The following is a 25,164-nucleotide window of genomic DNA, read 5'->3' as shown; positions in this document are numbered from 1 at the left end:
CTCGGCGCCCGGACTTCACCCGGAACCTACCGGCCCGTGCCGACGATCTTGCCCAGGAAGTCCCGCAAGCGGGGGTTCTTGGGGTTGCCGAAGAAATCTTTCGGCGCGCCTTCCTCCTGGATCACACCCTGGTCGATGAAGATGACGCGGTCGGCCACCTCGCGGGCGAAGCCCATTTCGTGGGTGACGACGATCATGGTCATGCCTTCGGCCGCCAGCTTTTTCATGACTTCAAGCACTTCTCCGACGAGTTCCGGGTCCAGGGCCGAGGTGGGCTCGTCGAAGAGGATGACCTTGGGCTGCAGGGCCAGGGCGCGGGCGATGGCCACGCGCTGCTTCTGGCCGCCCGAGAGCTGCTCGGGGAAGGCGTCGGCCTTGGAGGCCAGACCGACCTTGGCCAGCAGGTCGTAGCCGAGGTGCTCGGCGTCGGCCTTGGGCATCTTGCGGACCTTGACCGGCCCCAGCGTGACGTTGTCGAGGACGGTCATGTGCGGGAACAGGTTGAACTGCTGAAAGACCATGCCCGCCTCGGTACGGACGTAATTGATGTCCGTGCGCGGGTCCATGATGTCGTGCCCGTCGACGACGACGGTGCCCGAGGTCGGCGTCTCCAGGCGGTTGATGCACCTGAGCACCGTGGATTTGCCCGAGCCCGAGGGCCCGATGATGCAGACCACTTCGCCGGCGCTCACGGTCAGGTCGACGCCCTTGAGGACTTCCAGGTCCCCGAAACTCTTGTGCAGATTCCTGATCTCGATCATGCCCGCTTCGTCCTGTTGATCAATCTGTTTTCCAGCATTTTCAGAGCCTTGGCGATGCTCATGGTCATGACGAGGTAGACCATGGCCACGGCCATGTAGACCTCGAAGGCCCGGAAGTTGACGGCCACGATCTCCTGTCCCGTGCGCAGCAGCTCGCCCACGCCGATGACCATGAGCAGCGACGTGTCCTTGAGGCTGATGATGAACTGGTTGCCCAGCGGCGGGATCATGCGTTTGAAGGCCTGGGGCCAGATGATGTAGCGCATGGTCTGGGCCCGGGTCAGGCCGATGGAGCGTCCGGCCTCGGTCTGGCCGACGTTGATGGACTGGATGGCGCCGCGCACGATCTCGGCGATGTAGGCGCCGGAGTTGACGGCGATGACGATGATGCCGGCCATGAGCGGCGGGATGCGGATGCCCACGGCCATGGGCACGCCGTAGTAGAGGAACATGGCCTGGACCAGCATGGGCGTGCCGCGGATGAGTTCGACGTAGGTCCCGGCGACCTTGCGCGCCAGCCAGGGCCGGGCGATCTTCATCAGGCCGACGGTCACGCCGAGGAGAAATCCGAAAAAGAGTCCGCCCACGGTCAGGTAGATGGTGTACCAGACGCCGCGCATGAGCATGGGCAGGGTGTCGACGACTACGCTAGGTTCGAACTGGAAGGCCATGGATGTCTCGGAACGGAGGCAGGCCTGTGCCTGCCTCCGGGGATGATGTGCGGGGCTTACTTGGGCTCGGTGCCGAACCACTTGATGTACAGTTCGCGGTAGGCGCCGCTGTCCTTGAGCTTCTTCAGGGCGGCGTTGGTCTTGGCGGCCAGGTCGCTGCCCTTGGGGAAGGCGATGCCGTAGGACTGGCCCATGTACAGGGGACCGACGACCTTGACCTGGCCCTTGCCGGCGGTGCGCATGAACTCGGACACGACAGGGGAGTCGAAGATGACGGCGTCGGCGCCGCCGGCCAGGAGTTCCATGAACATGGCGTCATTGTTGGGGAAGAGCTTGACTTCCTTGGCGCCGGCTTCCTTCTTGGCGAAGTCTTCGCTGGTGGTGCCGAGCTTGGTGGACACGACCTTGCCGGCCAGTCCCTTGACGTCGGTGATGTCGTTGTTGTCGGCCTTGACCAGGATCAGCAGGCCCGCGTTGTAGTAGGGGTCGGAGAAGTCCACGACCTCGGCGCGTTCGGGCTTGATGGTCATGCCGGCGATGCCCACGTCGAGCTGGCCGGACTGCAGGCCGGGGATGATGCCGTTGAAGTCCATGGGCTGGAGGTCGTATTCCGCCCCGATTTCCTTGGCGATGGCGTCCCAGAGCTCCACGTCGAAGCCGGTGTGCTTGCCGGATTCAGGGTCCTTGAACTCGAAGGGCGGGAAATTGGTGTCCGTGGCCACGATCAGTTTCTTGGCCGACGCGGTGGTCGCGCACAGGGCCAGGACCAGGGCGGCGAAAAGCAGAATGCGTTTCATGGAGCCTCCTTGCGGATGATGGATGAAAAACGGTTGGGTCAGCCGGTATGGCGGAAAATCCTTGTTTGCATCGGCCAAAAACCGGGAAAATGCAAGATGAATGGCTGAAAAGCGGACGTTTGTTGTTCTGGAAGGAATGAGTAGTTCGATGAGAGGAACAGTTGTGGGGCCTTTGTTCGGTGGAGGTGGTGTTGTTGCGTCATGTGCGGGGGGCGCGTGTCGGCGCGGTCCGGGCCGGGGCTGCCGGAACTTCTTCGCGGGCCTCGTAATGCTTCCCGGCCTTGCGATTTGGCGGGGTTGCGGTGTTTGGTTCGGTAGCGGCCGGGAAGCAAACGATGCCTGGCTCAGTCGGACGGGCGACAGCCCCGGCCCGGACCATGCCGACACGCTTGTGGCGGTGCGTGAGGTTGGGAAGAACGTGGACGGGGTGCAGGGGACGCGTCCCCTAGCCGCAGGAGGCAGTGTTTTGCGTTGAGTTGTGTGCGTCAAGTTCTGTTCAAGGCATGACGGGTAACCTCAAGCAGTTGGCGACCGACAATAGGCCCGCCAAAACTCATCGGAGGTCGCGAACGCACAAAGCATGAAGATCGGACAGTAGCCGCTCCAACTCCCCTCCTGCCAAGGAGGGGTGCCCGAAGGGCGGGGTGGTTGCCTCTTGCTCTGACCTGACGTGCCGGTTCAGGGGAATACCCCCTCCCCCTTCGGGTACTCCCCCTTGGCAGGGGGAGAATCAAGACAGTTCTTGCCGCGCACTCCCTTTTGGCATTCATTTCAATGTTTGTGCGTCAAGTTCAGCAAATTTTCCAGTTGTGTGCGTCAAGTTCTGCAAATTCTTCACGGCATGATGGGTAAGCTCAAGCCGTTTGCGACCGAGAATAGGCCCGCCAAAACTCATCGGAGGTCGCGAACGCACAAAGCATGAAGATCGGACAGTAGCCGCTCCAACTCCCCTCCTGCCAAGGAGGGGTGCCCGAAGGGCGGGGTGGTTGCCTCTTGCTCTGACCTGACGTGCCGGTTCAGGGGAATACCCCCTCCCCCTTCGGGTACTCCCCCTTGGCAGGGGGAGAATCAAGACAGTTCTTGCCGCGCAATCTCTTTCGGCATTCATTTCAATGTTTGTGCGTCACGTTCAGCAAATTTTCCACGGCATGATGGATCAGCTCAAGCCGTTTGCGACCGAGAATAGGCCCGCCAAAACTCATCGGAGGTCGCGAACGCACAAAGCATGAAGATCGGACAGTAGCCGCTCCAACTCCCCTCCTGCCAAGGAGGGGTGCCCGAAGGGCGGGGTGGTTGCCTCTTGCTCTGACCTGACGTGCCGGTTCAGGGGAATACCCCCTCCCCCTTCGGGTACTCCCCCTTGGCAGGAGGAGAATCAAGACAGTTCTTGCCGCGCAATCTCTTTCGGCATTCATTTCAATGTTTGTGCGTCACGTTCAGCAAATTTTCCACGGCATGATGGATCAGCTCAAGCCGTTTGCGACCGAGAATAGGCCCGCCAAAACTCATCGGAGGTCGCGAACGCACAAAGCATGAAGATCGGACAGTAGCCGCTCCAACTCCCCTCCTGCCAAGGAGGGGTGCCCGAAGGGCGGGGTGGTTGCTTCTTGCTCTGACCTGACGTGTCGGTTCAGGGGAATACCCCCTCCCCCTTCGGGTACTCCCCCTTGGCAGGGGGAGAATCAAGACAGTTCTTGCCGCGAAATCCCTTTCGGCATTCATTTCAATGTTTGTGCGTCAAGTTCAGCAAATTTTCCAGTTGTGTACGTCAAGTTCAGTAAATTTTCCAGAGTAGATGAACGACTTCAGGCGGTTGGCGGCCGAGAAGAGGCCCGCCGGAGGGATCTCCTACGCCATCTCCTGCTCGGTCCGCCGGATGATCTCCTCCTGGTGGTCGAGGTCGAGGTCGACGAAGTAGTCGCTGTAGCCGGCCACGCGGACGAGGAGGCTGCGGTATTCGTCGGGGCTGGCCTGGGCGTGGCGCAGGGTTTCGGTGTCCACGACGTTGAACTGGATGTGGTGGCCGTTCAGGCGGAAGTAGGTGCGGATGAGGCGGCAGAGCTTGTCGAGGTCCTGGTCGGTTTTGAGGACGTCGGGGAGGAAGCGCTGGTTGAGGAGGGTGCCGCCGGACTTGATCTGGTCCATTTTGGACAGGGACTTGACCACGGCGGTGGGGCCGTTGCGGTCCGCGCCGTGGGAGGGCGAGGTGCCGTCGGACTCGGGCAGGTGCGCGAGGCGTCCGTTGGCCGAGGCGCCGAGCATCTTGCCGAAGTAGACGTGGCAGGTGGTGGAGAGCATGTTCAGGTGGTAGGCCGTGCCCTTGGTGTTGGGGCGGCCGTCGATGGCGGTGAAGAGGGAGTCGTAGACGCGGCGCATGATGTCGTCGGCGCGGTCGTCGTCGTTGCCGAAGAAGGGGGTCTTGTTCCAGAGCTTGAGGCGCAGGGCCTCGGCGCCGTCGAAGTTGGCGCGCAGGGATGTGAGGAGCCGGTCCATGGGTACGGCGGTGGTGTCGAAGACGTGGGTCTTGATGGCCGAGAGGCTGTCGGTGACGGTGCCGATGCCGCAGCATTGGATGTAGTTGGTGTTGTAGCGCGGCCCGCCGTTGTAGTAGTCCAGGCCCTTTTCGATGCAGTCGTGGATGACCGTGGACAGGAAGGGCGCGGGCGAGTGGGCGGCGTACATGCGTTCGATGTAGTTGTTGACGCGGACCTTGAGGTCCACGACCCACTGGAGCTGGCGGGTGAAGGCGGCGTAGAGGTCCTCGAAGGATGCGAAGGCGAGCGGGTCGCCGGTGTGCGGACCGATCTGGCGGCCGGTGAGCTGGTCGCGGCCGTCGTTCAGGGCCAGTTCCAGGACCTTGGGCACGTTCAGGTAGCCGGTCAGGATGTAGGCTTCCTTGCCGAAGGCGCCGGTCTCGATGCAGCCCGAGCAGCCGCCCTCGCGGGCGTCCTCGACGGTCTTGCCGACGCGGATCTGCTCCATGACCACGGCGTCGGTGTTGAAGACGGACGGGTAGCCGTAGCCGTTCTTGATGACGCGGGCGGCGGCCTTGAGGAAGGCGTCTGGGGTCTTCTGGCTGACGTGGACGCTGGTCTGGGGCTGCAGGAGGCGCAGTTCGTCCACGACCTCGAGGATGAGGTAGGAGACCTCGCTCACGCCGTCGGAGCCGTCACGCCTGAGGCCGCCGAGGTTGATGTTGGTGAAGTCGTTGTAGGTGCCGCTCTCCTTGGCCGTGACGCCGACCTTGGGCGGGGCGGGGTGGTTGTTGACCTTGATCCACAGGCAGCAGAGCAGCTCCTTGGCCGACTCGCGGGTCAGGGTGCCGTCGGCCAGACCCTGCTCGTAGAAGGGGGCGAGGTGCTGGTCCAGATGGCCGGGGGTCATGGCGTCCCAGCCGTTCAGTTCCGTGATGGTGCCCAGGTGCACGAACCAGTACATCTGCAGGGCTTCCCAGAAGTTTCGCGGGGCGTGGGCAGGGACGCGGCGGCAGACCTCGGCGATGCGCAGCAGTTCGGCCTTGCGGGCCGGGTCGGCTTCGGTCTTGGCCTTTTCCCAGGCCAGGTCGGCGTGGCGTTCGGCGAAGACGATGGCCGCGTCGCAGGCGATGTCCATGGCCCGGAGCTGTTCGGCGCGGTCCGAGGCCAGGGGGTCGTGCAGGTAGTCCAGGCGGGCCAGGCGGTCGGCGATGCGCGTTTTGAAGTCGAGCATGCCCGTGGAGTAGATGGTACCGTCCAGGGCCGTGTGGCCCGGGGCGCGCTGCTCCATGAATTCGGTGAAGAGGCCGGCCTCGTAGGCTGCGCGCCACTCGGCGGGCACCTGGGAGAAGACGCGGTCGCGCATGGACCGCCCCGTCCAGTAGGGGATGACCTCGCGCTCGTAGGCGGCGATGTCCTCCTCGGACACGTGGTAGCGGGTCATGGGCCGGGAGTTCAGCACGCGCAGGTCCTCGGCCGAGTGGCAGGTCAGCTCGGGGAAGGTCGGCACGCATTTGGGCCGCGGGCCGCGTTCGCCGACGATGAGCTCGCCGTCGCCGAGCCAGAGGGTCTTCTTTTCGCAGAGGTCCTTGAAGACCATGGCGCGCAGCACGGGCAGGGAACATGTGCCGTAGTTCTCGCGGTAGAAGGCCGTTTCGAGGAGGGCGCGCTCGATGGAGATGGAGGGCTCGGTCTCGAAGCTTTCCCGGCGCAGGCGGGCGATCCTGTCGTTCATCTATCCTCCGATGCGGACCCGAAGCCCGCAGTTGCGCAAGATTTCCGCGGCCCGCTCCGTTTGTCGCGGGTCGGCGGCGGGGATGTCGGCCCCGGGGTAGGGGAGGCCGAGCTTGGCGTACTTGCCTTTGGCCGTGGCGTGGTAGGGCAGCACGTCGATGCCGTCCACGCCCGGCAGGGAGACGGCCAGGCGGCCTGTCTGCCGCAGGTTTTCATCGCCGTCGTTGAAGCCAGGTATGAGGGGCAGGCGCAGTTGGACGCGCGCTCCGGCCTCGGCCAGGAGATGGAGGTTGGCGAGGATGGGGGCGTTGTCCACGCCCGTGGCGTGGCGGTGTGCGGCCGGGTCCATGTGCTTGAGGTCGAAGAGGAAGAGGTCCGTGTGGCGGGCGATGCGCAGCGCGGTTTTGGGTGCCGCGAAGCCGCTGGTGTCCACGGCGCGGTGCACGCCGAGGCGGCCGCAGGCCAGCAGGAGTTCTTCGAGGAAATCGGGCTGGGCCAGGGGCTCGCCGCCGGAGAAGGTCACGCCGCCCTGGCTGTCCGCGAAAAAGGGGAGTTCCTTCTCGATCTCGGCCATGACTTCGGCCACGGTCCAGCGCCTGCCCAAGGCCTCGTGGGCCAGTGCCGGGCAGACCTCGGCGCAGGTCCCGCAGGCCGTGCAGGCTTTGGCATCTCGCTCCACGGCGCCTTGTCCGGCCGAGAGGGCGCCGCTGGGGCAGGCCGTCAGGCATTCGCCGCAGCCCACGCAGCGGCCGGGTAGGCTCAGCATCTGCACGGCCGGGCGCATGCCTTCGGGGTTGTGGCACCAGGCGCAGGACAGGGGGCAGCCCTTGAGGAAGACGGTGACGCGCAGGTCGGGGCCGTCGTGCAGGGCGTAGCGCTTGATGGCGAAAAGTGTGCCTGAGAGGGTGTCCATGGTCATGGAATTCAATAATGAATATCGTTATCTTTTACAAGCAAAACGAGTTTGCCGGGGACATGGAGATACAGGCAACGGGCAGCGTTGAAAAGAGAGCGGCAATTGTTCCCCTTTTTCAAAGAAACTCTTGCCTCTTTAGTGTAAAGCACGTATTTTCCACAGCCATGTATCAGCCATCCGGCTGGTGCGTGGTACGAGGTGACGGGAAGGGGTTTGGCCCAAAGGCGCGACGATCCGATGGGAGACTCAACCTGGATTGTTCAGTTTTTTTTACAGGAGACTAGTGCATCATGTCGAAGAACATTTATGTCGGAAACCTGCCCTGGAGTGCCACCGAGCAGGACGTGGAAAACCTGTTTGCCACCTACGGCCAGGTTGCCAATGTGAAACTCATTTCCGACCGTGAGACAGGCAGAGCCCGCGGGTTTGGTTTCGTGGAGATGGAGAGCGGCGCCGAAGAGGCCATCGCCGCCCTGGACGGCGCCGATTACGGCGGACGTTCCCTGAAGGTCAACGAAGCCCGTCCGCGTCCCGAGCGTGAACGTCGGCCCAGATGGTAGTCGCGTCGATCTGAGCCATGAAACCCTGCTCCGGCAGGGTTTTTTTTTGCCTTCCGCCGTGAGGGGACACTGCTTCGTGATGATGTGGCAGATTGCAGGCGGGGCCGCACAGTCGTTGAGGGGTCGCCCTCTCACGCAGGGTCAGAGGCGATTGCGGAAACCGAAGTTTTTGCGAGCGGCTTTCAGGGCATGGATTTCCGCCTTCGCGGGGATGACACCGTGACGTTGCGTCATGGCGGTCCCGGAATAGAACCCGGGATTGCCGCACTGCAGGAGCGTCATCCCCGCGGAGGCGGGGATCCATGCTTCCTGTCCTATTCAACGCTTGTCAGAAGTCGAAACCTCTTCTTCCTTTTCCCCTTCCTCCGGAAGAGGCTGCCGCGCCCCTCAGGGCCTGTGGCTCATGCGGCGGTCTCCGCTGACCACCCCGTCCATCCAGAACCAGGCCAGCGCGGCTCCGGCTGCGGCCAGAAGGACGATCACCCCTATTTCCATTTCCGCCTCCTATGCGCGCAGGCGTCGCCCGAAGCGCTTGATGTCTTCCAGGACCATGTACAGCGAAGGCACGATCCCGAGAGTGATGAACGTCGCGAAGACGATGCCGAACCCCAGGGACAGGGCCATGGGGATGAGGAAGCGCGCCTGCCGCGATGTTTCCCAGATCATGGGCGCGAGCCCGCCGAAGGTCGTGACCGTGGTCAGCAGGATGGGGCGGAAGCGCTCCACTGCCGCTCCGTGTATGGAACTGAGGGCCGCCTCGCCGAGACGGCGCTTGCCGTTGGCGCAGTCGATGAGCACCAGGGAGTCATTGACCACCACGCCCGTGAGGGCGACGATGCCGAAGAGGGAGACGAGGCTCATGCTGTAGCCCATGATCAGATGCCCGAACACGGCCCCGACGATGCCGAAGGGGATGCTCGACATGATGATCAGCGGCTGGACATAGCTCTTCAGCGGCACGGCCAGCAGGGCGAAGATGCAGAGGTTGGCCATGCCCAGGCCGAAGAGCAGGGCCTTGACGCCTTCCTGGATGTCGGCCTGCTGCCCTTCGAAGCTGAACTCCAGGCCCTGGTAGCGGTCCCGCAGCTGCGGCAGGTACGTGTCCTTGAGGACGTCTTGGATGCCGGCCGCCTCGGAGGGCGGGTTCACGTCGGCCGTGACGGAGATGACGCGGCGGCCGTCCCTCCTGTCGATGCTGGTGTAGGAGCGGCCCGTGGCCACGTCGGCCACCTCCCGCAGGGGCACGTCCGTGCCCGCCGGCGTGCGGACCAGGAAGTCCTCGATGTTCTGCAGGGAGATGCGCTGGTCCTTGGGCAGGCGGACCATGACCTTGATCTCGTTGCGGCCGCGTTGCTGGCGCAGGGCCTCGGCCCCGAAGAACGCGGCCCGGATCTGTCTGGCCACGTCCTGGGACGTCAGGCCGAGGCTGCGCCCCTCGGGCCGGATGCGCACGTCGAGCTGCACCTTGCCGGCCGAAAAGCCGTCGTCGATGTCCGAAACCTGGGCGTACTTGGTCAGGGCCTGGGCCAGCTCCTGCCCGGCACGTTCGAGAATGTCCGTGGAGCGGTGGGAAAGCTCCACGGTCAGCGCCGCCCCTGAGCCCGGTCCGCCGCGGTCGGATTCGAACTTGACGTACTCGGCCCCGGCAATGGGCCCCACGCGCTCCCGCCAGCGGCGGGTGAATTCCGCGGTGCCCATCGGCCGCCGTTCCGGGGGAGTCAAAAAGACCCGCACCGAGCCCTCGTGCCCGCCGTTGCTGGTTCCGACCTGGGAGTAGACTCCCTCCACGAGGGCTTCGCCGCCGTTTTCCGCGGCCAGTTCCGTCGCCATGCGGACCATGCGGTCGATGGCCGCCTCGGTTCTGGCCACGGGGGCGCCGAAGGGCATGGCCACCTCGACGTAGGCGAAGTCGGACTCAACCCGCGGGAACATGACCATGCCCATGCGTCCGCTGGCCACGTACCCGACCGTCCCCGCCAGCACGGCCACGGCCATGGCCAGGGTCAGGTAGCGCAGTCGGATGGTCCACAGGAGCAATGGGGCGATGAAGGACCTGACCGCGTTCAGGAATCCGGCGCTGAACCGGGCCTGCGCCTTGTGCACGACGCTGAACCATGATTTCCCGCCGGCCTTCTGGTGCCCGAGGTGGGCCGGGAGGACGAAGAGGCTCTCCACCAGGGAGATGAGAAAGACGCTGACCACCACGGCCGGCACGGCCCAGAAGATCTTGCCCATGGTGCCCGGCACGAAGAACATGGGCATGAAGGCCACAACGTTGGTCAGGACCGAGAAGGTCACCGGCACCACGACGTTGCGCGCGCCTTTGGTCGCGGCCTTGAGGGCGGTCAGGCCGCGCTCCTGCTGCTGGTAGACGTTTTCGCCGACCACGATGGCGTCGTCGACCACGATGCCCAGCGTGATGATGAAGGCGAACATGGAGACCATGTTGAAGCTCACACCGAAGGCGGGCAGCACCAGGAAGGACCCCATGATGGAGATGGGGATGCCCATGCTGACCCAGAAGGCCAGGCGGATCTCCAGGAATACTGCCAGGAGCAGAAAGACCAGGCCCAGGCCCATGATCCCGTTGCGGGTCAGCAGGTCCATGCGCTGGCGGAAGACGTCGGAGCTGTCGTTGCGCTTGGCCAGATGCACGCCCGGCGGCAGCATCCTCTCCAGCCGTTCCATGTGCCGCTGCACCGCGTCGGACACGGAGATGGGCGTCTGGTCGCCCACGCGGTAGATGTTGAGCAGTACGGCGGGCTGGTTGTTGTAGCGGGCGAAGAGGTCCGTGTCCTCGAAGCCGTCGGTCACGGTGGCCAGGTCCTCCAGACGGACGATGGAACCTTCGGGCGTGGTGACGATGGGCAGGGAGGCGAATTCGGTGCCCAGGTCGCGCCGGTCCTTGACCCGGACCAGGATTTCGCCCTGGTCGGTCTTGACGCTGCCGCCGGGGAGTTCCAGGGCCGAACGGCCGATGATGTCGGCCACCTGCCGCAGGGTCAGGCCGTGGGCGCGCAGCTTTGCCTCGGGGATTTCCACGGCGATTTCCAGGTCGCGCACGCCGCTGAAGTCCACCTGGGTGATTTCGGGATCCTGGAGGAGTTCGTCGCGCACGGTCTCGGCCACTTCGCGCAGCACCCGTTCGTCCATGGCCCCGTACACGGCCACGGACATGGTCTGGCGCCGGTTGGAGGCGATGACCACGGCCGGGGTCTCGGCGTCCTCGGGGAAGGAGGTGATGCGGTCCACCTCGCTCTTGACGTCCTGGGCCAGGCGCTCGACGTCGGCTCCGGCCAGGGCCTCCACCGTGACCGTGCCCGCGCCCTCCACGGATGAGGACGTGACCTTCTTGACGCCGTCCAGGCCCGTGACCCGTTCCTCGATGGCCAGGACGATGCCCTTCTCGACTTCCTCGGGGCTGGCGCCGGGGTAGGGCACCGTCACGGTCACGATGTCGGACTCGAACTCCGGAAAAACCTCCTGCTTGATCTGCGTGCTCATGATGAAGCCGCCGACCAGGCAGATGAGCATGATCAGATTGGCGGCCACCGGGTTGGAGGCCATCCAGGCGATGGCGCCGTGCTGTATCCTGTCGCGCATGGCTCAGTTTCCCGCGCCCTGGGCCAGGGTCAGGGGCATGTCCTGGATGGGGGTGGCCAGTTCGCTGGTCACGATGACGTCGCCCGCCGCGAGCCCGCTTTCCACCAGCACGGTTTCGGTGTCGCGCCAGGCCACGTCCACGGGCCGGATGTCCAGGGTGCCGTTCTGTACGGCCCAGACCGTGTCGTTCTCGCGCAGGGCCGAGCGCGGCAGACGCACGACCTGATCGAGGCGTTTGCCCTCGATGTCCAGCCGGACATACTCGCCCAGCAGGATAGGCGCGGGCGATGTCTCCAGGGGGCGCGGCAGGCTGACCAGCACGCGGGCCAGGCGGCCCTGGTCCTCCAGGTCGCCGCGCAGGCGCAGGATGCGCCCTTCGCGCTGGGCGCCGCTGGCCTGGGAGCGGACCAGCACGGAGGAACCGGGCTTGCCCTTTTCCGGCAGGAAAACCCAGGGCAGACGGTCCATGGGCAGCGTCGTCTCGACCCAGTACTCGCTTGCGTCGACCAGGGTGGCCAGGGTGTCGGTCGGTCCGATCCGGAACCCGATCTCCACCTGCTTGTCGAGCACCAGAGCCGTGAACGGCGCGGCCACGGTCGTGCGCTTCAGGTCGAGCCGGGCCTGGTCCAGCGCCGTTTCGGCCTGCAGGACCTTGGCCCTGGCCTGGGCCAGCTGCGGTTTGCGCAGGGCCAGGTTCGGGTCCTCCAGGGCTTTGCCGGATTTCTGCAGCAATTCGAGTTCGTGCCGTGCGACCTGCTGGTACCCGAGTTCGAGGTCCAGGGCCGCCCGGGCGCTGTCCAGGTCGGCCTGCCGGGCGCTCACGGCCAGGCGGAAGTCCTCGGTTTCCAGACGCAGGAGCGGCGCTCCGGCCTTCACGGTGGCGCCGGGCAGGAAATCCGGGGACACCTCCCGCACCACGCCGGACACTTCGGGCCGGATGAGCGTCCGGCGCGACGGGACCACGGTCCCCATGGCGCGGACCACGACCGTTTCCGGCCCGGCCTTGGCGGTCATGACCTCGACCAGAGGCGCGATGACCGCCGGCGGACGCTGGGGCGGCTTGGGCCGGGTCTGGATGAAGCGGACGGCGGTGAAGACTCCGGCGCCGATGACGAGAACGGCCAGGAGAACGATGACGATCCTGACCTTGGAAGGCAGGGGCCTTGAGCTGTCGCACTCGGGGATGATCATGACGCGTCCGGTTCCGTGGTTGCGGTCTGGTCGGGGAAGGCCTGCCGCCAGCCTCTGCCCAGGGCCCGGCACAGGCCGGTCTGGAAGTTCAGCAGGGAGGCCTTGGCCTGGATTCTGGTGCGTTCGAGGCTTTGGACCTTGAGCAGCAGGGAAAGCACGGTGTCGTATTCGAGAACACCGTTGCCGTAGCGGACCCTGGCGCTCTGCAGGGCCGAGCGCGCGGCCTCGAGCTGGAGGTCCAGGGCGTCGATGAGGTCGGACTGCTTGAGCACGTCGCTTACGCCAGTGTCCACCTCGGACAAGGCCGTGAAGACGGCCTTCTCGTATGCGGCCAACCGTTCGTCCCGTACGGCCCGCTGGCGCTCGACCTCGGCCGCGCGTGCGCCTCCGTCGAAGATGGGCGCCGTCAGGGACGCGGCCAGGTTGGCGAGCCAGTTGTCGAAAATGCGCCCCACGTCGTCCCCATTCTGCTCGAAGCGGCCGGACAGGCGCAGGGCCGGCATGCGGTCGGCCCTGGCCGCCGCCACGTTCCAGCCCGCTTCCATGAGCCGCCGCCAGGAGGCGCGGATGTCGGGCCTGTCGCGCAGCAGATCGGCCGGCAGGCCCGTGTCGGGGAAGGGCTGAGCCTGCGGCAGGCGGGCGGCGGCGGAAAGGTCGAGGCTCCCCGGGGCCTTGCCCAGGAGCAGGTGCAGCCTGTTCTCCAGGCGCGCCGCCTCGGCTTGCACGGCGATGATGCGCGTGGTGTTCTCGGCCACGGCCTCGCGCTGCTGCAGCACGTCCAGGGCCGAAGCCAGGGAATTGGCGAAACGCAGGCTCAGGGCGGACTCGATGTCCGCGTTGGTGCGCTGCTGGGCTTCGAGGATGGCCAGTTGCTCGCGGGCCGAGCACAGGCCCACCCAGGCCTCGGCGATCTCGCCGCTCAGGGACAGTACCGCGGTGCGGAGGTCCTCAAGACTGGCTTCGGCCGCAAGACTGTCGGCGCTGCGCAGAGAGCGCACCCGCCCCCAGAGGTCCAGCTCGTAGCTCGCGGCCAGGCCCAATCCGTAGGCGTCGGCTTCGACCACGTTCCGTTGCCTGATCCTGGACCAGTTGCGGGCCGCATCGCCGTCGGCGGTCACGGACGGCCACAGCGCGGCCCCCGTTCTGGCCGCGGCGGCGCGGGCCTGGTCCAGCCTGGCCAGGGCCGTGCGCAGGTCCGGGGCCGAGTGGAAGGCCTCGTCCATGAGGGCGTCGAGTTCCGGGCTGCCGAGTTCCCTCCACCACGCTTCGGGCACGGCACGGTCTCCGGCCTCCACGCGGTAGGCCTGCGGCAGGACGGCCTGCGGAGCCGGTTCGGGGGTGAAGGCGCGGCAGCCGGCCAGAAGAAGGAGAAGAAACAGCAGTCTCATGGGGCATGCTCCGGATGGGAGGGGCAGTCCTTGGGGAAGCCGCATCCGGGGCTGGGGCCGGAGCGGGCTGGAGGCGGATGGTCCATCGGGACGAAAGGGTCGCTACGCCTGCAACTGCGTCGAAAACCGTTTGTCGACGACGAGGATGTGGTTGGTCAGCCAGCCGCGCAGGAAATGGAGCATGTCCCAGGCCAGCCCCTCGGACGCCAGGATGACGTCGAGGTCGAAGAGCAGGATCTGGTCCACGAACATGGCGTGCTCGTCGCGGTGCTCGGCCAGTCCGGCATAGTTCGACTCCGCCATGATCTTCTCTTCGGTCCGGAAATGGTACTGCGCGTACTCCTTGAGCTGCTCGACGATGCCCTTGAGGGTGTTCTTGTCGGCGTGGCCGATGGCGTCGACAAGGGAATTGATGATCTCGACCAGTCTCAGGTGCTGGGCGTCCACCGCGCTGATGCCGGTTTCGAAGGATGAGTCCCACGTGATCTTCGCAGTCATGTCGTGCTCCTGGATGGGCGGGGAGTATTCGAGAAGAATTCCTAACGCAGAACGGTGTTGGGGGAAAGGGGGAAATATCGAAAAGGGCGCAAAAGGAACGCTGCCTGTTGCCGTGCCCGGCGCGCCCGACCCGGCTCAGGCCGGATAGGTCCGGATCGTCCCGGGATCGTCCAGGGCGCGCAGGGCGGCCCGAGTCAGGGCGCCCATCTCGTCCTCGCCGGCATGGACCATGATCTTGGCCAGAAAGGAGACCCTGCGGGAGACGATGTCGACCAGGTCCCCGTCATGTGCCAGGCCGCCCGTGAGGATGATCGCGTCGACGCGGCCTTCGAGCACGGCCGCCATGGCCCCGATCTCCTTGGCCACCTGGTAGGCCATGGCTTCACGCACTTCGCGGGCCCTCTCGTCGCCGGCCGCCACGCGCCGGTCGACCTCCAGGCCGTCGGCCGTACCCAGGTAGGCCAGGAAACCGCCCCGGCCGGTGATCCGGCGCCGTATTTCGGCCTCGTCCGCGCCTGGCGCGAAGCACCAGTCCACCAGGGACCCGGCGGGCAGGCCGCCGCTGCGCTCGGGCGAGAAAGGACCGTCGCCGTCCAGGGCGTTGTTGACGTCGACCACGCGCCCGCGGTCGTGGGCGCCCACGGACACGCCGCCGCCCATGTGGGCCACGATCAGGCGCAGGTCCTCGTAGGGGCGCCCCAGTTCGGCTGCCGTCATCCTGGCCACGGCCTTGTGGTTCAGGGCGTGAAAGATGCTGCGCCGGGAAATGTCCGGATGCCCGGAATAGCGGGCCAGGGGGCTCAACTCGTCCACGACCACCGGGTCGGCGATGAGGGCGGGAATGCCGGCCTCATCCGCCAGGTCGCGGGCCAGGATGGCGCCGAGGTTGGAGGCGTGGGTGCCGTAGCGGCACGAGCGCAGGTCGTCCAGCATGGCCACGTTCACGGCGAAGGTGCCGCCGGAGATGGGCCGCATGAGCCCGCCGCGCCCGATGACGGCCGCCAGGTCGGCGACGGCGAGGCCGTGCCGGTGCAGTGCGGCCAGGATGAGGTCCCGCCTGTACCCTTCCTGGTCCATGACGCTGCCGAAGGATGCCAGTTCCATGGCGTCGTGGCGGATGGTCTCGACGAAGACGGGGGTGCCGCCCGTGAAGACCGCGATCTTGGTGGAGGTGGAGCCGGGGTTGATGGCCAGGATGCGTTGAGTCACGCGACGCCCTCCGCCTTGGCCGCGGCCATGAGCACGCCCAGAGCCACGGCGTTGATCTTGGTTTCGTGGGAGTCGGCCCGGGAGTTGAGGAGCACCGGGGCCTTGGTGCCCATGACCACCCCGGCCGAGCGGGCGTGGGCGAAGTACATGAGGCTCTTGTAGAAGATGTTCCCTGCGGCCAGGTCCGGAGCCAGGAGGATGTCGGCCTGGCCGGCCAGGGGGTCGTCCATGCCCTTGTGGCGGGCGGCGCGCTCGCTGATGGCGTTGTCCAGGGCGTAGGGGCCGCCCACGCGGCAGCCGGGCAGGCGGCCGTCGCGGTTCATCTCGACCAGGGCCGCCGCGTCCACGGTGGCGGGCATCTTCGGGTTGACCTTCTCGGACTCGCACAGCACGCCGACCACGGGGTCCGGGTTGCCCAGGGCGCGTGCCACCTTCACGGCGTTGAGCACGATCTGGCGCTTGGTTTCGAGGTCGGGCTTGATGATCATGGCCGCGTCGGTCAGGAGGTAGAGCTTGTCGAAGCCGGGCATGTCCATGACAACGGTATGGCTGACGGTGCTCCCGTTGCGCAGTCCCGTGTCGCGGTCGAGCACGGCCCTGAAGAGGACGGAGGAGTCCACGAACCCCTTGAGCAGGATCCGGGCCTGGCCGGATGCCACAACCTGCACCGTGGCCGCCGCCCCGGCGGCCTCGCCGCGGGCGTCCACGAGTTCGAAGCTGGAAAGGTCGAGCCCCATGCCGTCGGCCAGGAGGCGGATTCTGTCGGTCTCCCCGACCAGGATGAAGCGGGCCAGACCCAGGGCGTGGGCCTCGGCCACGGCCTTCAGGGCCTCGGTGTCGTGGGCGCAGGCCACGGCCACGGTCTGGACGGGCAGGGTCAGGGCCTTGTCGCGGATCTGTTGCATCGATGTGAGCATCTCGCCTCCTTGCGAGCTTTGCCGATAGATCATCGATTAGATGAAAACAAGGGGCTGACGCAACCGATTTTGCGTCGGCTGCGCATTCGGTTGCCGGGCTTGCCCCGCGGGCGGGGGAAGGCTAACCAGACCCGACATTCGGAGGAAACATGCAGAGCAGAACCGCCGCCCTGGTCGCCGGGTCCATGGCCAGCTTTCTCGTCCCGTTCATGATGTCCGCGGTGGGCATCACCCTGCCCGTGGTGCAGACCGAGCTTCAGGCCACGGCCGTGGAACTGAGCTGGGTGGCCGGCAGCTACATCCTGGCCCTGGCCGCCATCCTGCTCCCCGTGGGCCGACTGGCCGACATCTGGGGGCGCAGGCGGACCTTCGTCTGGGGCACGGCGGCCTTCGTCGTGTTTTCCGTATGCGCCTCCCTGGCCTGGTCCGTGGCCAGCCTCGTCGTGCTGCGCATCGTGCAGGGCGTGGGCGCGGCCATGATCCTGTCCACGGGCGTGGCCATCGTGACGGACATCTACCCGAAGAACGAGCGCGGCAAGGTCATGGGCGTGCTGGTGGCCTGCGTCTATCTCGGCCTGTCCGTGGGGCCGCTGGTGGGGGGGCTGATGACCGACCTCGCGGGATGGCGCAGCGTCTTTTTCCTGAGCCTGCCCCCGGGCCTGGCCTGCTGGCTGCTGGCCATGCGCATCGAGGGCGAGTGGCGGCCGGCGGAAGGGGAGCGTTTCGACGCTCTCGGGAGTCTCTACTACGCGCTCTTCGTGGTCTGTTTCGTCAACGGCCTGACGGGTCTGGCCAGGCCCGCCCAGGGGCTCCCCCTGCTCGCGGGCGCGGCGTCCCTGGGCCTGTTGTTCGTGCTGCGTTCGAAGCGCGCCGTTCATCCCCTGCTGGAACTGTCCCTGTTCACGTCCAACCGCGTGTTTCTGCTGACGAGCCTGGCGACCCTCATCAACTACGCCGGCACCTTCGCCGTGGGCTTCTTGCTGAGCCTCTACCTGCAGGTGGTCAAGGGCTTTTCGCCTATGAACGCCGGGCTTCTGCTCGTGGTCCAGCCCGTGGTGCAAAGCCTGCTGTCCCCTCTGGCGGGAACTCTTTCGGACAGGTTCAACGCGGCCGGCATGGCCAGCCTGGGCATGGCGCTGTGCGCCCTGGGACTTCTGTGCATGGTTGGCGTGGGCGCGGACACCTCCCTGTGGGCCATCGGGGGGATTCTGGCGCTTCTCGGGCTTGGTTTCGCGCTCTTCGCCTCGCCCAACATGAGCGTGGTCATGGGCAGCGTCGAGCCCCGGCACTACAGCATCGCCTCCAGCCTGGTGGCGACCATGCGCACTTTCGGCATGTCCCTGTCCATGGGCATCGCCACGGTGGTCTTCGGCTTCCTGCTGCACGGGCGGCAGGTCAGCCCCGAGACCGTCCCGCAGTTTCTGGCCAGCATGCACATCATCTTCGCCGTTTGCGCGGCGCTGTGCGTCATCGGCGTGTTCTTTTCCCTGGGCCGGGTCCGCAAGGCCTGACGCCTTCGAAGCGCCTGGCGTTTGCCTTCGGCGACCGTCCCGGTGTACAAGGGGGCAGAGTCGTAAATCACAACCGGAGGAATCGAGATGCGCAGAAGATACCTGTCGTTGGCGACCGCCATCGCCGTGTGCCTGGTGTCCGTGTGGGCCTTTGCCGTCGACGGCGATGCCCTGGTTCAGCAAACCTGTACGAAATGCCATGACCTGACCCGCGTGCGTGCGGCCTTCGGGGTCAAGGACCAGGCCGCGTGGTCGACCACTGTGGTCAGGATGCTCGCCAAGCCGAACGCCCCGGCCGTGGGCGCCGAGGAGCAGGCGGCCATCATCGGCTGGCTTTCGGCACAGAAAAAATGAGCCGGAAAGGGCAACGAGCCGGGAAACCGGGTGTGAATGCAGCATCGGACAAGTACCGGCGCTGCATTTTTTACGTCTGCGCGCATGGTGTTGCGAACCCGACCTGTTTGGACGGAATTTGCTGTCATCGTTGACATATTCGCTTTTCGAGGCATAATTCCAGGGCCATTTCATAACCCTGGAGGTAATTCATGAACAGCGTGACATGTGTCTGGTCGATCAAAGCCCTGATGGCGGCCCTCTTCGTTTTCATTCTGGCCGGTCCGGTCTGCGCCGAACCCTCGGGCAAGCTGATCATCTTTCATGCCGGCAGCCTGGCCGTGCCTTTCGGGGACATGGAAAAGGCCTTCGAGGCCAAGTACCCCAAGGTCGACATCCAGCGCGAATCCGGCGGGAGCACCAAGCTGGCCCGCATGATCACGGAGCTCGGCAAGCCTGCGGACATCATGGCTTCGGCCGACTACCTGGTCATCGACGAAATGCTCGTGCCCGAGTTCGCCGGCTGGAACGCCCGTTTCGCCACCAACCAGATCGTCCTGTGCTACACGCCCCAGAGCAAATACGCCGCCGAGATCAACGACAAGAACTGGACGGAGATCCTGCAGCGTCCCGACGTGGTTTGGGGGCATTCTGACCCCAACCTGGACCCGTGCGGATACCGCAGCCTCATGACCGTCCAGCTGGCCGAGAAGTTCTCGGGCCAGGCCGGCCTCTATGACAAGATTCTGGCCAACAGGCCGGAAAAGAATGTGCGGCCCAAATCCGTCGAGCTCATCTCCATGCTCGAATCCGGAAACATGGACTACGCCTTCGAGTACATGTCCGTAGCGGTCCAGCACGGGCTCAAGTTCGTGGCCTTCGACGACCACATCAACCTGGGCAACTACGCCATGGACCCGTTCTACGCCACGGCCGTGGTCAAGGTCACGGGCAAGGAGCCCGGCACGTTCATGGAAATGAAGGGCAGCTCCATCACCTATGGCGTGACCATGCTCAAGAACGCGCCCAATCCCGAGGCGGCCGAGGCCTTTCTGGCCTATCTGCTGGATGAGAACGGGGGCCTGAAGATTCTCAAGGATCAGGGCCAGCCTCCCATCATGCCGGCCAGCGTCGCTACCCAGGGCATGCATGCAGCGCTTCCGCAGGGCCTCAAGACTTTGGTCAAGGTCTCGAAATAAATGACTCTTTCCTCTGCTGGCGTGCGCCGGGAAGGCCTCCCAGAAGGCCTTCCCGGACGTGTTTTTCAGGCCTGGCTGGCGCTGTCCTGCGTGCTGGTCCTGCTTTTCATCGTCGTGCCCCTGGCCCGGACCGTGGTTTCGCCGGATGCGGAGCGCATGTGGGCCACCCTGCGCGATCCGGATGTGCTGCGTTCCGTGGGCCTGTCCATGGGCGCATCGGCCATGGCCGCCGTCCTGTCGCTGTTCTTCGGCACCCCCCTGGCCTATGTCCTGGCCAGACGGGAGTTTCCCGGCAAGAAGGTCGTGGAGAGTCTCATCGACCTGCCCATCATGATCCCGCATCCGGTCATCGGCATCGCTTTCCTGACCCTGGCCGGCCGCAACAACTGGTTCGGGCGGATGCTCGGTGGGATGGGCGTGGAGATCATGGGTACGGTCACTGGCATCACCATGGTTCTCTTCTTCGTGGGGCTGCCGTTCTACATCAACACGGTCAAGGCCGGATTCGAGAGCGTGCCCGTGCGCCTGGAGCGCGTCTCCCGCTCCCTTGGCGCGGGACCCGGCGAAACGTTCTTCCGCGTCACGCTGCCCCTGTGCCGCCGGTCCGTGCTGGTGGGCATGATCATGTGCATGGCCCGGGCGCTGAGCGAGTTCGGGGCCGTGGTCATCGTGGCCTACCATCCCATGATCGCGCCGGTGCTCATGTTCGAGCGCTTCACCGCCTACGGCCTGAAGTACTCGCAGCCCGTGGCGGTCATCCTCATTCTGGTCAGCCTCGTTTTCTTCGTGCTGCTGCGTTTGCTCTCGCGCGGCCCCGCGGGGCGGGCATGATCCGCATTTCAGGCCTGTGCCTGCGCCTGGCTGGTTTCAGCCTCAAGGACGTGACCTTCGGGGTCGGCGCGGGGGAATTTTTCGCCCTCATGGGCCCCACGGGATCGGGCAAGACCTTGGTGCTGGAATCCGTGGCAGGGCTTGCGGAGTATCAGTCCGGCAGCATCCATGTGGCGGGGCAGGACGTCAGTTTCCTTCCCCCCGAGCGGCGCAGGGTCAGTCTGGTGTACCAGGACCATTCGCTTTTCCCGCACATGACGGTGTTCGAGAACGTGACTTATGGGCAGCGCTATCACGGCATCCCCGCCGCGGAAGGCCGTGTCGAGGCTATGGACCTTCTGGAGCGTCTGGGCCTGTCCAGGCTGGCCTCGCGTTCCCCGGCGCACCTGAGCGGCGGGGAGAGGCAGCGCGTGGCCCTGGCCCGGGCCCTGGCCTGCCGGCCCGATGTGGTGCTGTTGGACGAGCCCCTGTCTTCCCTGGACCCGCAGTTCCGCGACGGCCTGCGGGCCGAGCTCAAGGCGCTGCACCGCCGGTCGGGACTGACCTTCCTGATGGTCACGCACGACTTTGTGGACGCCCTGACCTTGGCCGACCGGGCCGCGGTCATCCGCGACGGGCGTCTGGAACAGGTCGGGACCGTCGGCGAAGTCTTCCGCAAGCCGGCCACATCCTTCGTGGCCTCCTTCGTGGGCATGCGCAACATATTCCCCCTGGATGTCGACGGCGTCTGCCGCCTTGGCGGGGAAACGTCTTTCGCGGTATGCGGCGCAGGCTTCACGGGCAGCGTGGCCTTGCGGCCCGAGGATGTCTTCGTGTCCCCGGGCGGGACGTTCCCAGCGGACTGGGTCAGCCTGCAGGGCAGCCTCGCGGCCGTTCGCCACGAGGGATTTTCCTGGTTCGCCGAGGTGTCCTGCGGTCAGGCCCGTTTCACCGCCGCTCTGGACCGGCAGTTCCTGGCCGACGGCCCTCCGGAACTCGGGGCCCCGGTCAGCCTGGGCTTCGCCCCGGACCGTCTGCACGTGATCCCGGAAGAGTCCTGAGACGCGCTTGCCGACTGCCTCCCTGAGCGCCTATATGACCGGGACCGCCACTTCCCCCATTCTTTCCCCAAGGAGGCCTTCCATGTCCGGCACCCCTATCCAGCACCAGTACCCCGACGATCTCAGCCACTGTTACGGCTGCGGCAAAAACAACGAACACGGCCTGCATATCGAGTCCCGCTGGGACGGTGAGCAGGGGATCGCGCGCTTCACGCCCCGGCCCGAGCACATCGCCCTGCCTGGCTACGTCTACGGCGGGCTCCTGGCCTCGCTGGTGGACTGTCACGGAGTGGCCACGGCGGCCGCGGCCGCGGCCGGAGACGGCGAGGGGCCGCAGCGCTACGTCACGGCCTCGCTTCATGTGGATTTTCTGCGGCCCACGCCCCTGGGCCCGGAACTGACGCTGCGGGCCCGGCTCGTCGAGCGGCGGGGCAGGAAGGTCGTCGTGGAGGTGGAGATTCAAGCCCTGGACGAGCTGCGCGCCAGGGGGCAGGTGGTCGCCGCGCCCATGCCCAGCACCATGGCCCCGGAGTGACGTCCCCTCTGCGGGCTTCAGCCGCGAAGACCCATGCACGGGGTTTTCAGGTTCGGTGGACGTTTCCCAGAACGCGCGCCATGACCTGGCGTATTCCTTCCATCCGGACGGGTTTGGCCAGATAGTCGTTCATGCCTGCCGCGAGAAAGACCTCCCTGTCGCCGGTCATGGCGTAGGCCGTCATGGCGATGATGGGGATCGAGGCCTTGTTCCCGAGGCTTTCGTCCTGCCGGATGGCTCTGGTCGTCTCGACCCCGTCCATGACGGGCATCTGTATGTCCATGAAGATCAGATCGAAATCCTGCCGGGCCAGATGGTCCAGCACTTCCCGGCCATTGGCGGCCGGCGTCACGCTGTGTCCCATTTTTTCGAGAATCTTCAGGCCCGCCCACAGGTTGACCTCATCGTCCTCGGCCAGAATGATCCGGCAGGCCGGCAGCGGGCATCCCGCCTCCTGTCCGTCCTGCGCCACGGGCATCCTGCCCTGCGGCACGCGCAGCGGAAGGGAGATGCATATGGTCGTGCCTTCGCCGAGGGTCGAATCCAGGGCCAGATCCCCGCGCATCATCCGCACCAGGCGCCGCACGATGGACAGACCGAGGCCCGCGCCCTGGTGTTCACGCACGTAGGACCCGTCGACCTGGACGAACGGCTCGAAGATGTCCTTGACCCGGTTCTCCGGGATGCCCGGCCCGGTGTCGTTCACGCACAGCAGGATGCGGCATTCGGAGGCGGAGCGGGGCAGGAGCGGGGATATCTCCACGCTGACCGCGCCCCGTTGCGTGAACTTCATGGCGTTGCCCACGAGGTTGAAGAGGATCTGGCGCAGGCGCGTTTCGTCACCGACGAGACGCCGGGGTACTCCGGGGGCCAGTCGGAAGAGGAGGTCCAGGTTCTTCTTCCGCGCGATGGGCGCGAAGAGTTCGAGCACCGAGCCCTTGAGAGCCTGGACCTCGAAATCCGTCTCCGAGAGCACGAGCTTGCCCGATTCGATGCGCGAAATGTCGAGGATGTCCGAAAGCAGTCGCGTCAGTCGGGTCGAGGAGGTTATGGCCGTGCGCACATAATCTCGCTGTTCGGGGTCCAAGTCGGTCGTCTCGATGAGCTGCAGCATGCCCAGGACCCCGTTGAGCGGGGTGCGGATCTCGTGGCTCATGTTGGCCAGGAACTCGCTCTTGGCCTTGCTCGCCGCCTCGCTCTGAGCTGCGAGATCCCGGGCCCTGTCCGTGCTTTCGGCCAGGTCGAGGTTGGCCTGGACCAGTTCTGCCTGAATCCGTTTGCGTTCGGTGATGTCCAGTGCCGTGAAGGTGACCCCGACGGAGAGGTCATTTCTGTCCAGCGGGGTGGACGCCATGAGCACGTCGATGACGTCCCCGTCTTTGCGTTGCCAACGGGTCTCCAGCTCTCCTGTGCCTTTCTCCCGTATCTGCCGGTATTTCTCCCGTCCCACGAAGTCGAAGTCCTCCTGGGTGGGGTAGAGCACGCGCGCGCTCTGGCCCAGTAGCTCCTCCTCACGGTAGCCGGTCATTTCACAGACCCGTTCGTTGACCCGCGTCAGGACCCTGTTCCTGACCACGCCGATGCCCGTGGGGGCGACGCGGAAGATCGCCTCAAGGTATTCCTCGCTCTGGCGCAGGGCCTCCTCGCTCTTCGCACGGGAGAGGATGTCCCAGGCCATGCCGCCCAGGGTCGAAACCAGTTCGATGTCCCGGTCGTCGTAGTCCTCGTCCTTGTTGCCGACTCCGAAGACGGCCACGATGCGGCTTCCCTGGAAGATGGGAACGACGAGTTCGCGGATCACGGGCGCATGTCCGGGGGGCAGGCTCGCATAGTCGTTGTGGATGACTGCCTTGCGCTGCCGGATGGCGTCGACCCACACGCCCGCCTGCTCGACGGGGTAGTGCAGCCCGTCGCCCTCGGCCGTGCAGAAATGGTGGAGGGTGCTCGCGGACCAGGTCTGCAGGGCCAGGGTCGACTGATCATTTTCCACAAAGTGGACGAAACCGATCCTGCTGCCGGTCAGGGCCTCGGCCTCGTCGACGAAGGCCCCGAGCAGGGCCTTGGTGTCCAGCGTGGCGGACAGTTCGCTCAGCCGGACGCGGGCTTCGAGCAGGGACTGGGATTTCTTGCGGGCCGTTATGTCCATGATGTTGCCCACGACCTTGGACACGCGCCCGTCTTTCCAGACGGGCCGGGCCGTCGTTCGGGTCCAGAGCCGGCGCCCGGCGAAGGTCGTGAGGGGGAATTCGAGATCGTAGGGCCGGCCCGTTTCGACGCATGCCTCGAAGGCTGCCGCGATGGCTCCCCTGTCTTCGGGGCGGTAGCACTCGATGCTTCTGCGGATGAGGTCGGGCGTGCCCTGTTCGCGTTCTTCCGGCGGCACGTCGTGGATGTTGAACGTCTCCTCGGTCCAGTACATCCGGTTTCCTGCCGCGTCCCACTCCCACCCTCCGACATGCGCCAGAGCCTGGCTCTCCCGGAGGATGGCCTCGTTTTTGAGACGCTCCTCCTCAATGCGCCTGCTGCCCGAGACGTCCCTGGCGTAGACCGCCACGAAGGCTGTCCTGCCGGTTGCGTCCGGGACCGGGTGGAGATGGTGTTCGAGGCTTTGGCCGAGGCGTTCGTCGCGGAAGACGACAGGTTTTCCCGTGGTCAGGACTTTGTCGACGTGGGTTTTGCGCTGAGTCGCGGCGTGGGTATCGACGAAATCATAGACGTTTCTGCCGATCAGTTCCCCGGCAGGGGTGTGCACCCGCCTGCCCATGGCTGCGTTGGCCGCCAGAATGCGCCCGTCGGGGGACATGAGGAAGATCGCTTCAGGGGATGCGTCGATGAGGGGCTGCAGGGCCGTCGCGAGGGGCATTTCCCACGTGCTGTCCATGGTGCATCCTGTCCTGGGTTGAGAATGCGGGGCGAATTCGGGGTATGCGAGAGCAATTGCATCTTTTGCCCGTGATGACAACCAGGGACACGCACTTTGACCGCTTCCGCAAGGG

General features: G+C 65.7%; 19 protein-coding genes. 7 read left to right on the top strand and 12 right to left on the bottom strand.

Annotation, left to right across the window (positions count from 1 at the left end):
- Window positions 1-26 precede the first annotated feature (26 nt).
- From ACYQ3G_RS15535 to ACYQ3G_RS15515, 5 genes are all read right to left on the bottom strand, one after another.
- Complete coding sequence (locus tag ACYQ3G_RS15535) at window positions 27-761, bottom strand: amino acid ABC transporter ATP-binding protein (protein ID WP_459827174.1); 735 nt, start codon at window positions 759-761, stop codon at window positions 27-29.
- Window positions 758-1,432, bottom strand: a complete 675-nt coding sequence (locus tag ACYQ3G_RS15530; RefSeq protein WP_459827171.1) for an amino acid ABC transporter permease — start codon at window positions 1,430-1,432, stop codon at window positions 758-760. The genes ACYQ3G_RS15535 and ACYQ3G_RS15530 overlap by 4 nt, the downstream gene beginning before the upstream one ends.
- A 56-nt stretch (window positions 1,433-1,488) precedes the next feature.
- Entirely contained in the window at window positions 1,489-2,229 is a 741-nt protein-coding gene (gene glnH, locus ACYQ3G_RS15525) for a glutamine ABC transporter substrate-binding protein GlnH (protein WP_459827168.1), read from the bottom strand.
- Window positions 2,230-4,077: 1,848 nt separating this feature from the next.
- The gene (gene hypD, locus ACYQ3G_RS15520) at window positions 4,078-6,438 is read right to left on the bottom strand and encodes a trans-4-hydroxy-L-proline dehydratase (protein ID WP_459827165.1); all 2,361 of its coding nucleotides are present in this window, start codon (window positions 6,436-6,438) and stop codon (window positions 4,078-4,080) included.
- Window positions 6,439-7,350, bottom strand: a complete 912-nt coding sequence (locus ACYQ3G_RS15515; protein ID WP_459827162.1) for a glycyl-radical enzyme activating protein — start codon at window positions 7,348-7,350, stop codon at window positions 6,439-6,441.
- A 293-nt stretch (window positions 7,351-7,643) separates the two neighbouring features.
- On the opposite strand from ACYQ3G_RS15515, the gene rbp reads away from it, so the two are divergent.
- Complete coding sequence (rbp, locus tag ACYQ3G_RS15510; protein ID WP_028578026.1) at window positions 7,644-7,913, top strand: RNA-binding regulator; 270 nt, start codon at window positions 7,644-7,646, stop codon at window positions 7,911-7,913.
- A gap of 504 nt (window positions 7,914-8,417) precedes the next feature.
- On the opposite strand, the gene ACYQ3G_RS15505 is transcribed toward rbp, so the two are convergent.
- The 6 genes from ACYQ3G_RS15505 to ACYQ3G_RS15480 all read right to left on the bottom strand — a co-directional run bounded on the left by ACYQ3G_RS15505 (window position 8,418) and on the right by ACYQ3G_RS15480 (window position 16,719).
- On the bottom strand, window positions 8,418-11,516 hold the full coding sequence (locus ACYQ3G_RS15505; protein ID WP_459827159.1) for an efflux RND transporter permease subunit: 3,099 nt from the start codon (window positions 11,514-11,516) through the stop codon (window positions 8,418-8,420).
- A 3-nt stretch (window positions 11,517-11,519) separates the two neighbouring features.
- Window positions 11,520-12,707 carry an efflux RND transporter periplasmic adaptor subunit gene (locus ACYQ3G_RS15500; protein ID WP_459827155.1) on the bottom strand — a complete coding sequence of 396 codons (1,188 nt, stop codon included), beginning with the start codon at window positions 12,705-12,707 and terminating at the stop codon, window positions 11,520-11,522.
- Window positions 12,704-14,095, bottom strand: a complete 1,392-nt coding sequence (locus ACYQ3G_RS15495) for an efflux transporter outer membrane subunit (protein ID WP_459827152.1) — start codon at window positions 14,093-14,095, stop codon at window positions 12,704-12,706. The genes ACYQ3G_RS15500 and ACYQ3G_RS15495 overlap by 4 nt, the downstream gene beginning before the upstream one ends.
- A 102-nt stretch (window positions 14,096-14,197) precedes the next feature.
- Window positions 14,198-14,593 carry a bacteriohemerythrin gene (locus ACYQ3G_RS15490; protein ID WP_459827149.1) on the bottom strand — a complete coding sequence of 132 codons (396 nt, stop codon included), beginning with the start codon at window positions 14,591-14,593 and terminating at the stop codon, window positions 14,198-14,200.
- Between the two features lie 135 nt (window positions 14,594-14,728).
- Window positions 14,729-15,802, bottom strand: coding sequence for a butyrate kinase (gene buk / locus ACYQ3G_RS15485; protein WP_459827146.1), 1,074 nt, complete (start codon window positions 15,800-15,802; stop codon window positions 14,729-14,731).
- Window positions 15,799-16,719, bottom strand: a complete 921-nt coding sequence (locus tag ACYQ3G_RS15480; protein WP_459827143.1) for a bifunctional enoyl-CoA hydratase/phosphate acetyltransferase — start codon at window positions 16,717-16,719, stop codon at window positions 15,799-15,801. Before ACYQ3G_RS15480 ends, buk begins: the two co-directional genes overlap by 4 nt.
- Before the next feature lie 149 nt (window positions 16,720-16,868).
- Between ACYQ3G_RS15480 and ACYQ3G_RS15475 the strand changes: the two genes are divergently transcribed.
- The 6 genes from ACYQ3G_RS15475 to ACYQ3G_RS15450 all read left to right on the top strand — a co-directional run bounded on the left by ACYQ3G_RS15475 (window position 16,869) and on the right by ACYQ3G_RS15450 (window position 22,168).
- Window positions 16,869-18,230, top strand: a complete 1,362-nt coding sequence (locus ACYQ3G_RS15475) for an MFS transporter (RefSeq protein WP_459827140.1) — start codon at window positions 16,869-16,871, stop codon at window positions 18,228-18,230.
- A gap of 87 nt (window positions 18,231-18,317) precedes the next feature.
- Window positions 18,318-18,584 carry a hypothetical protein gene (locus ACYQ3G_RS15470; RefSeq protein ID WP_459827137.1) on the top strand — a complete coding sequence of 89 codons (267 nt, stop codon included), beginning with the start codon at window positions 18,318-18,320 and terminating at the stop codon, window positions 18,582-18,584.
- A 191-nt stretch (window positions 18,585-18,775) separates the two neighbouring features.
- Window positions 18,776-19,762: a tungstate ABC transporter substrate-binding protein WtpA gene (gene wtpA / locus ACYQ3G_RS15465; RefSeq protein WP_459827134.1), complete on the top strand. Its 987-nt coding sequence runs from the start codon at window positions 18,776-18,778 to the stop codon at window positions 19,760-19,762.
- Window positions 19,763-20,593 (top strand): ABC transporter permease, encoded by an 831-nt coding sequence (locus ACYQ3G_RS15460; protein ID WP_459827131.1) that lies wholly within the window; start codon window positions 19,763-19,765, stop codon window positions 20,591-20,593.
- Window positions 20,590-21,633: an ABC transporter ATP-binding protein gene (locus tag ACYQ3G_RS15455; protein WP_459827128.1), complete on the top strand. Its 1,044-nt coding sequence runs from the start codon at window positions 20,590-20,592 to the stop codon at window positions 21,631-21,633. Before ACYQ3G_RS15460 ends, ACYQ3G_RS15455 begins: the two co-directional genes overlap by 4 nt.
- Before the next feature lie 82 nt (window positions 21,634-21,715).
- On the top strand, window positions 21,716-22,168 hold the full coding sequence (locus tag ACYQ3G_RS15450; protein WP_459827124.1) for a PaaI family thioesterase: 453 nt from the start codon (window positions 21,716-21,718) through the stop codon (window positions 22,166-22,168).
- Window positions 22,169-22,214: 46 nt separating this feature from the next.
- Here the strand turns inward: ACYQ3G_RS15450 and ACYQ3G_RS15445 are convergent, their stop codons facing one another.
- A complete protein-coding gene (locus ACYQ3G_RS15445; protein ID WP_459827121.1) occupies window positions 22,215-25,049 on the bottom strand; it encodes a PAS domain S-box protein in 2,835 nt (944 codons plus the stop codon).
- Window positions 25,050-25,164: the final 115 nt, after the last annotated feature.

This window comes from Desulfomicrobium salsuginis (genome assembly GCF_054657795.1).
This window is presented reverse-complemented; position numbering and strand designations above follow the sequence as displayed.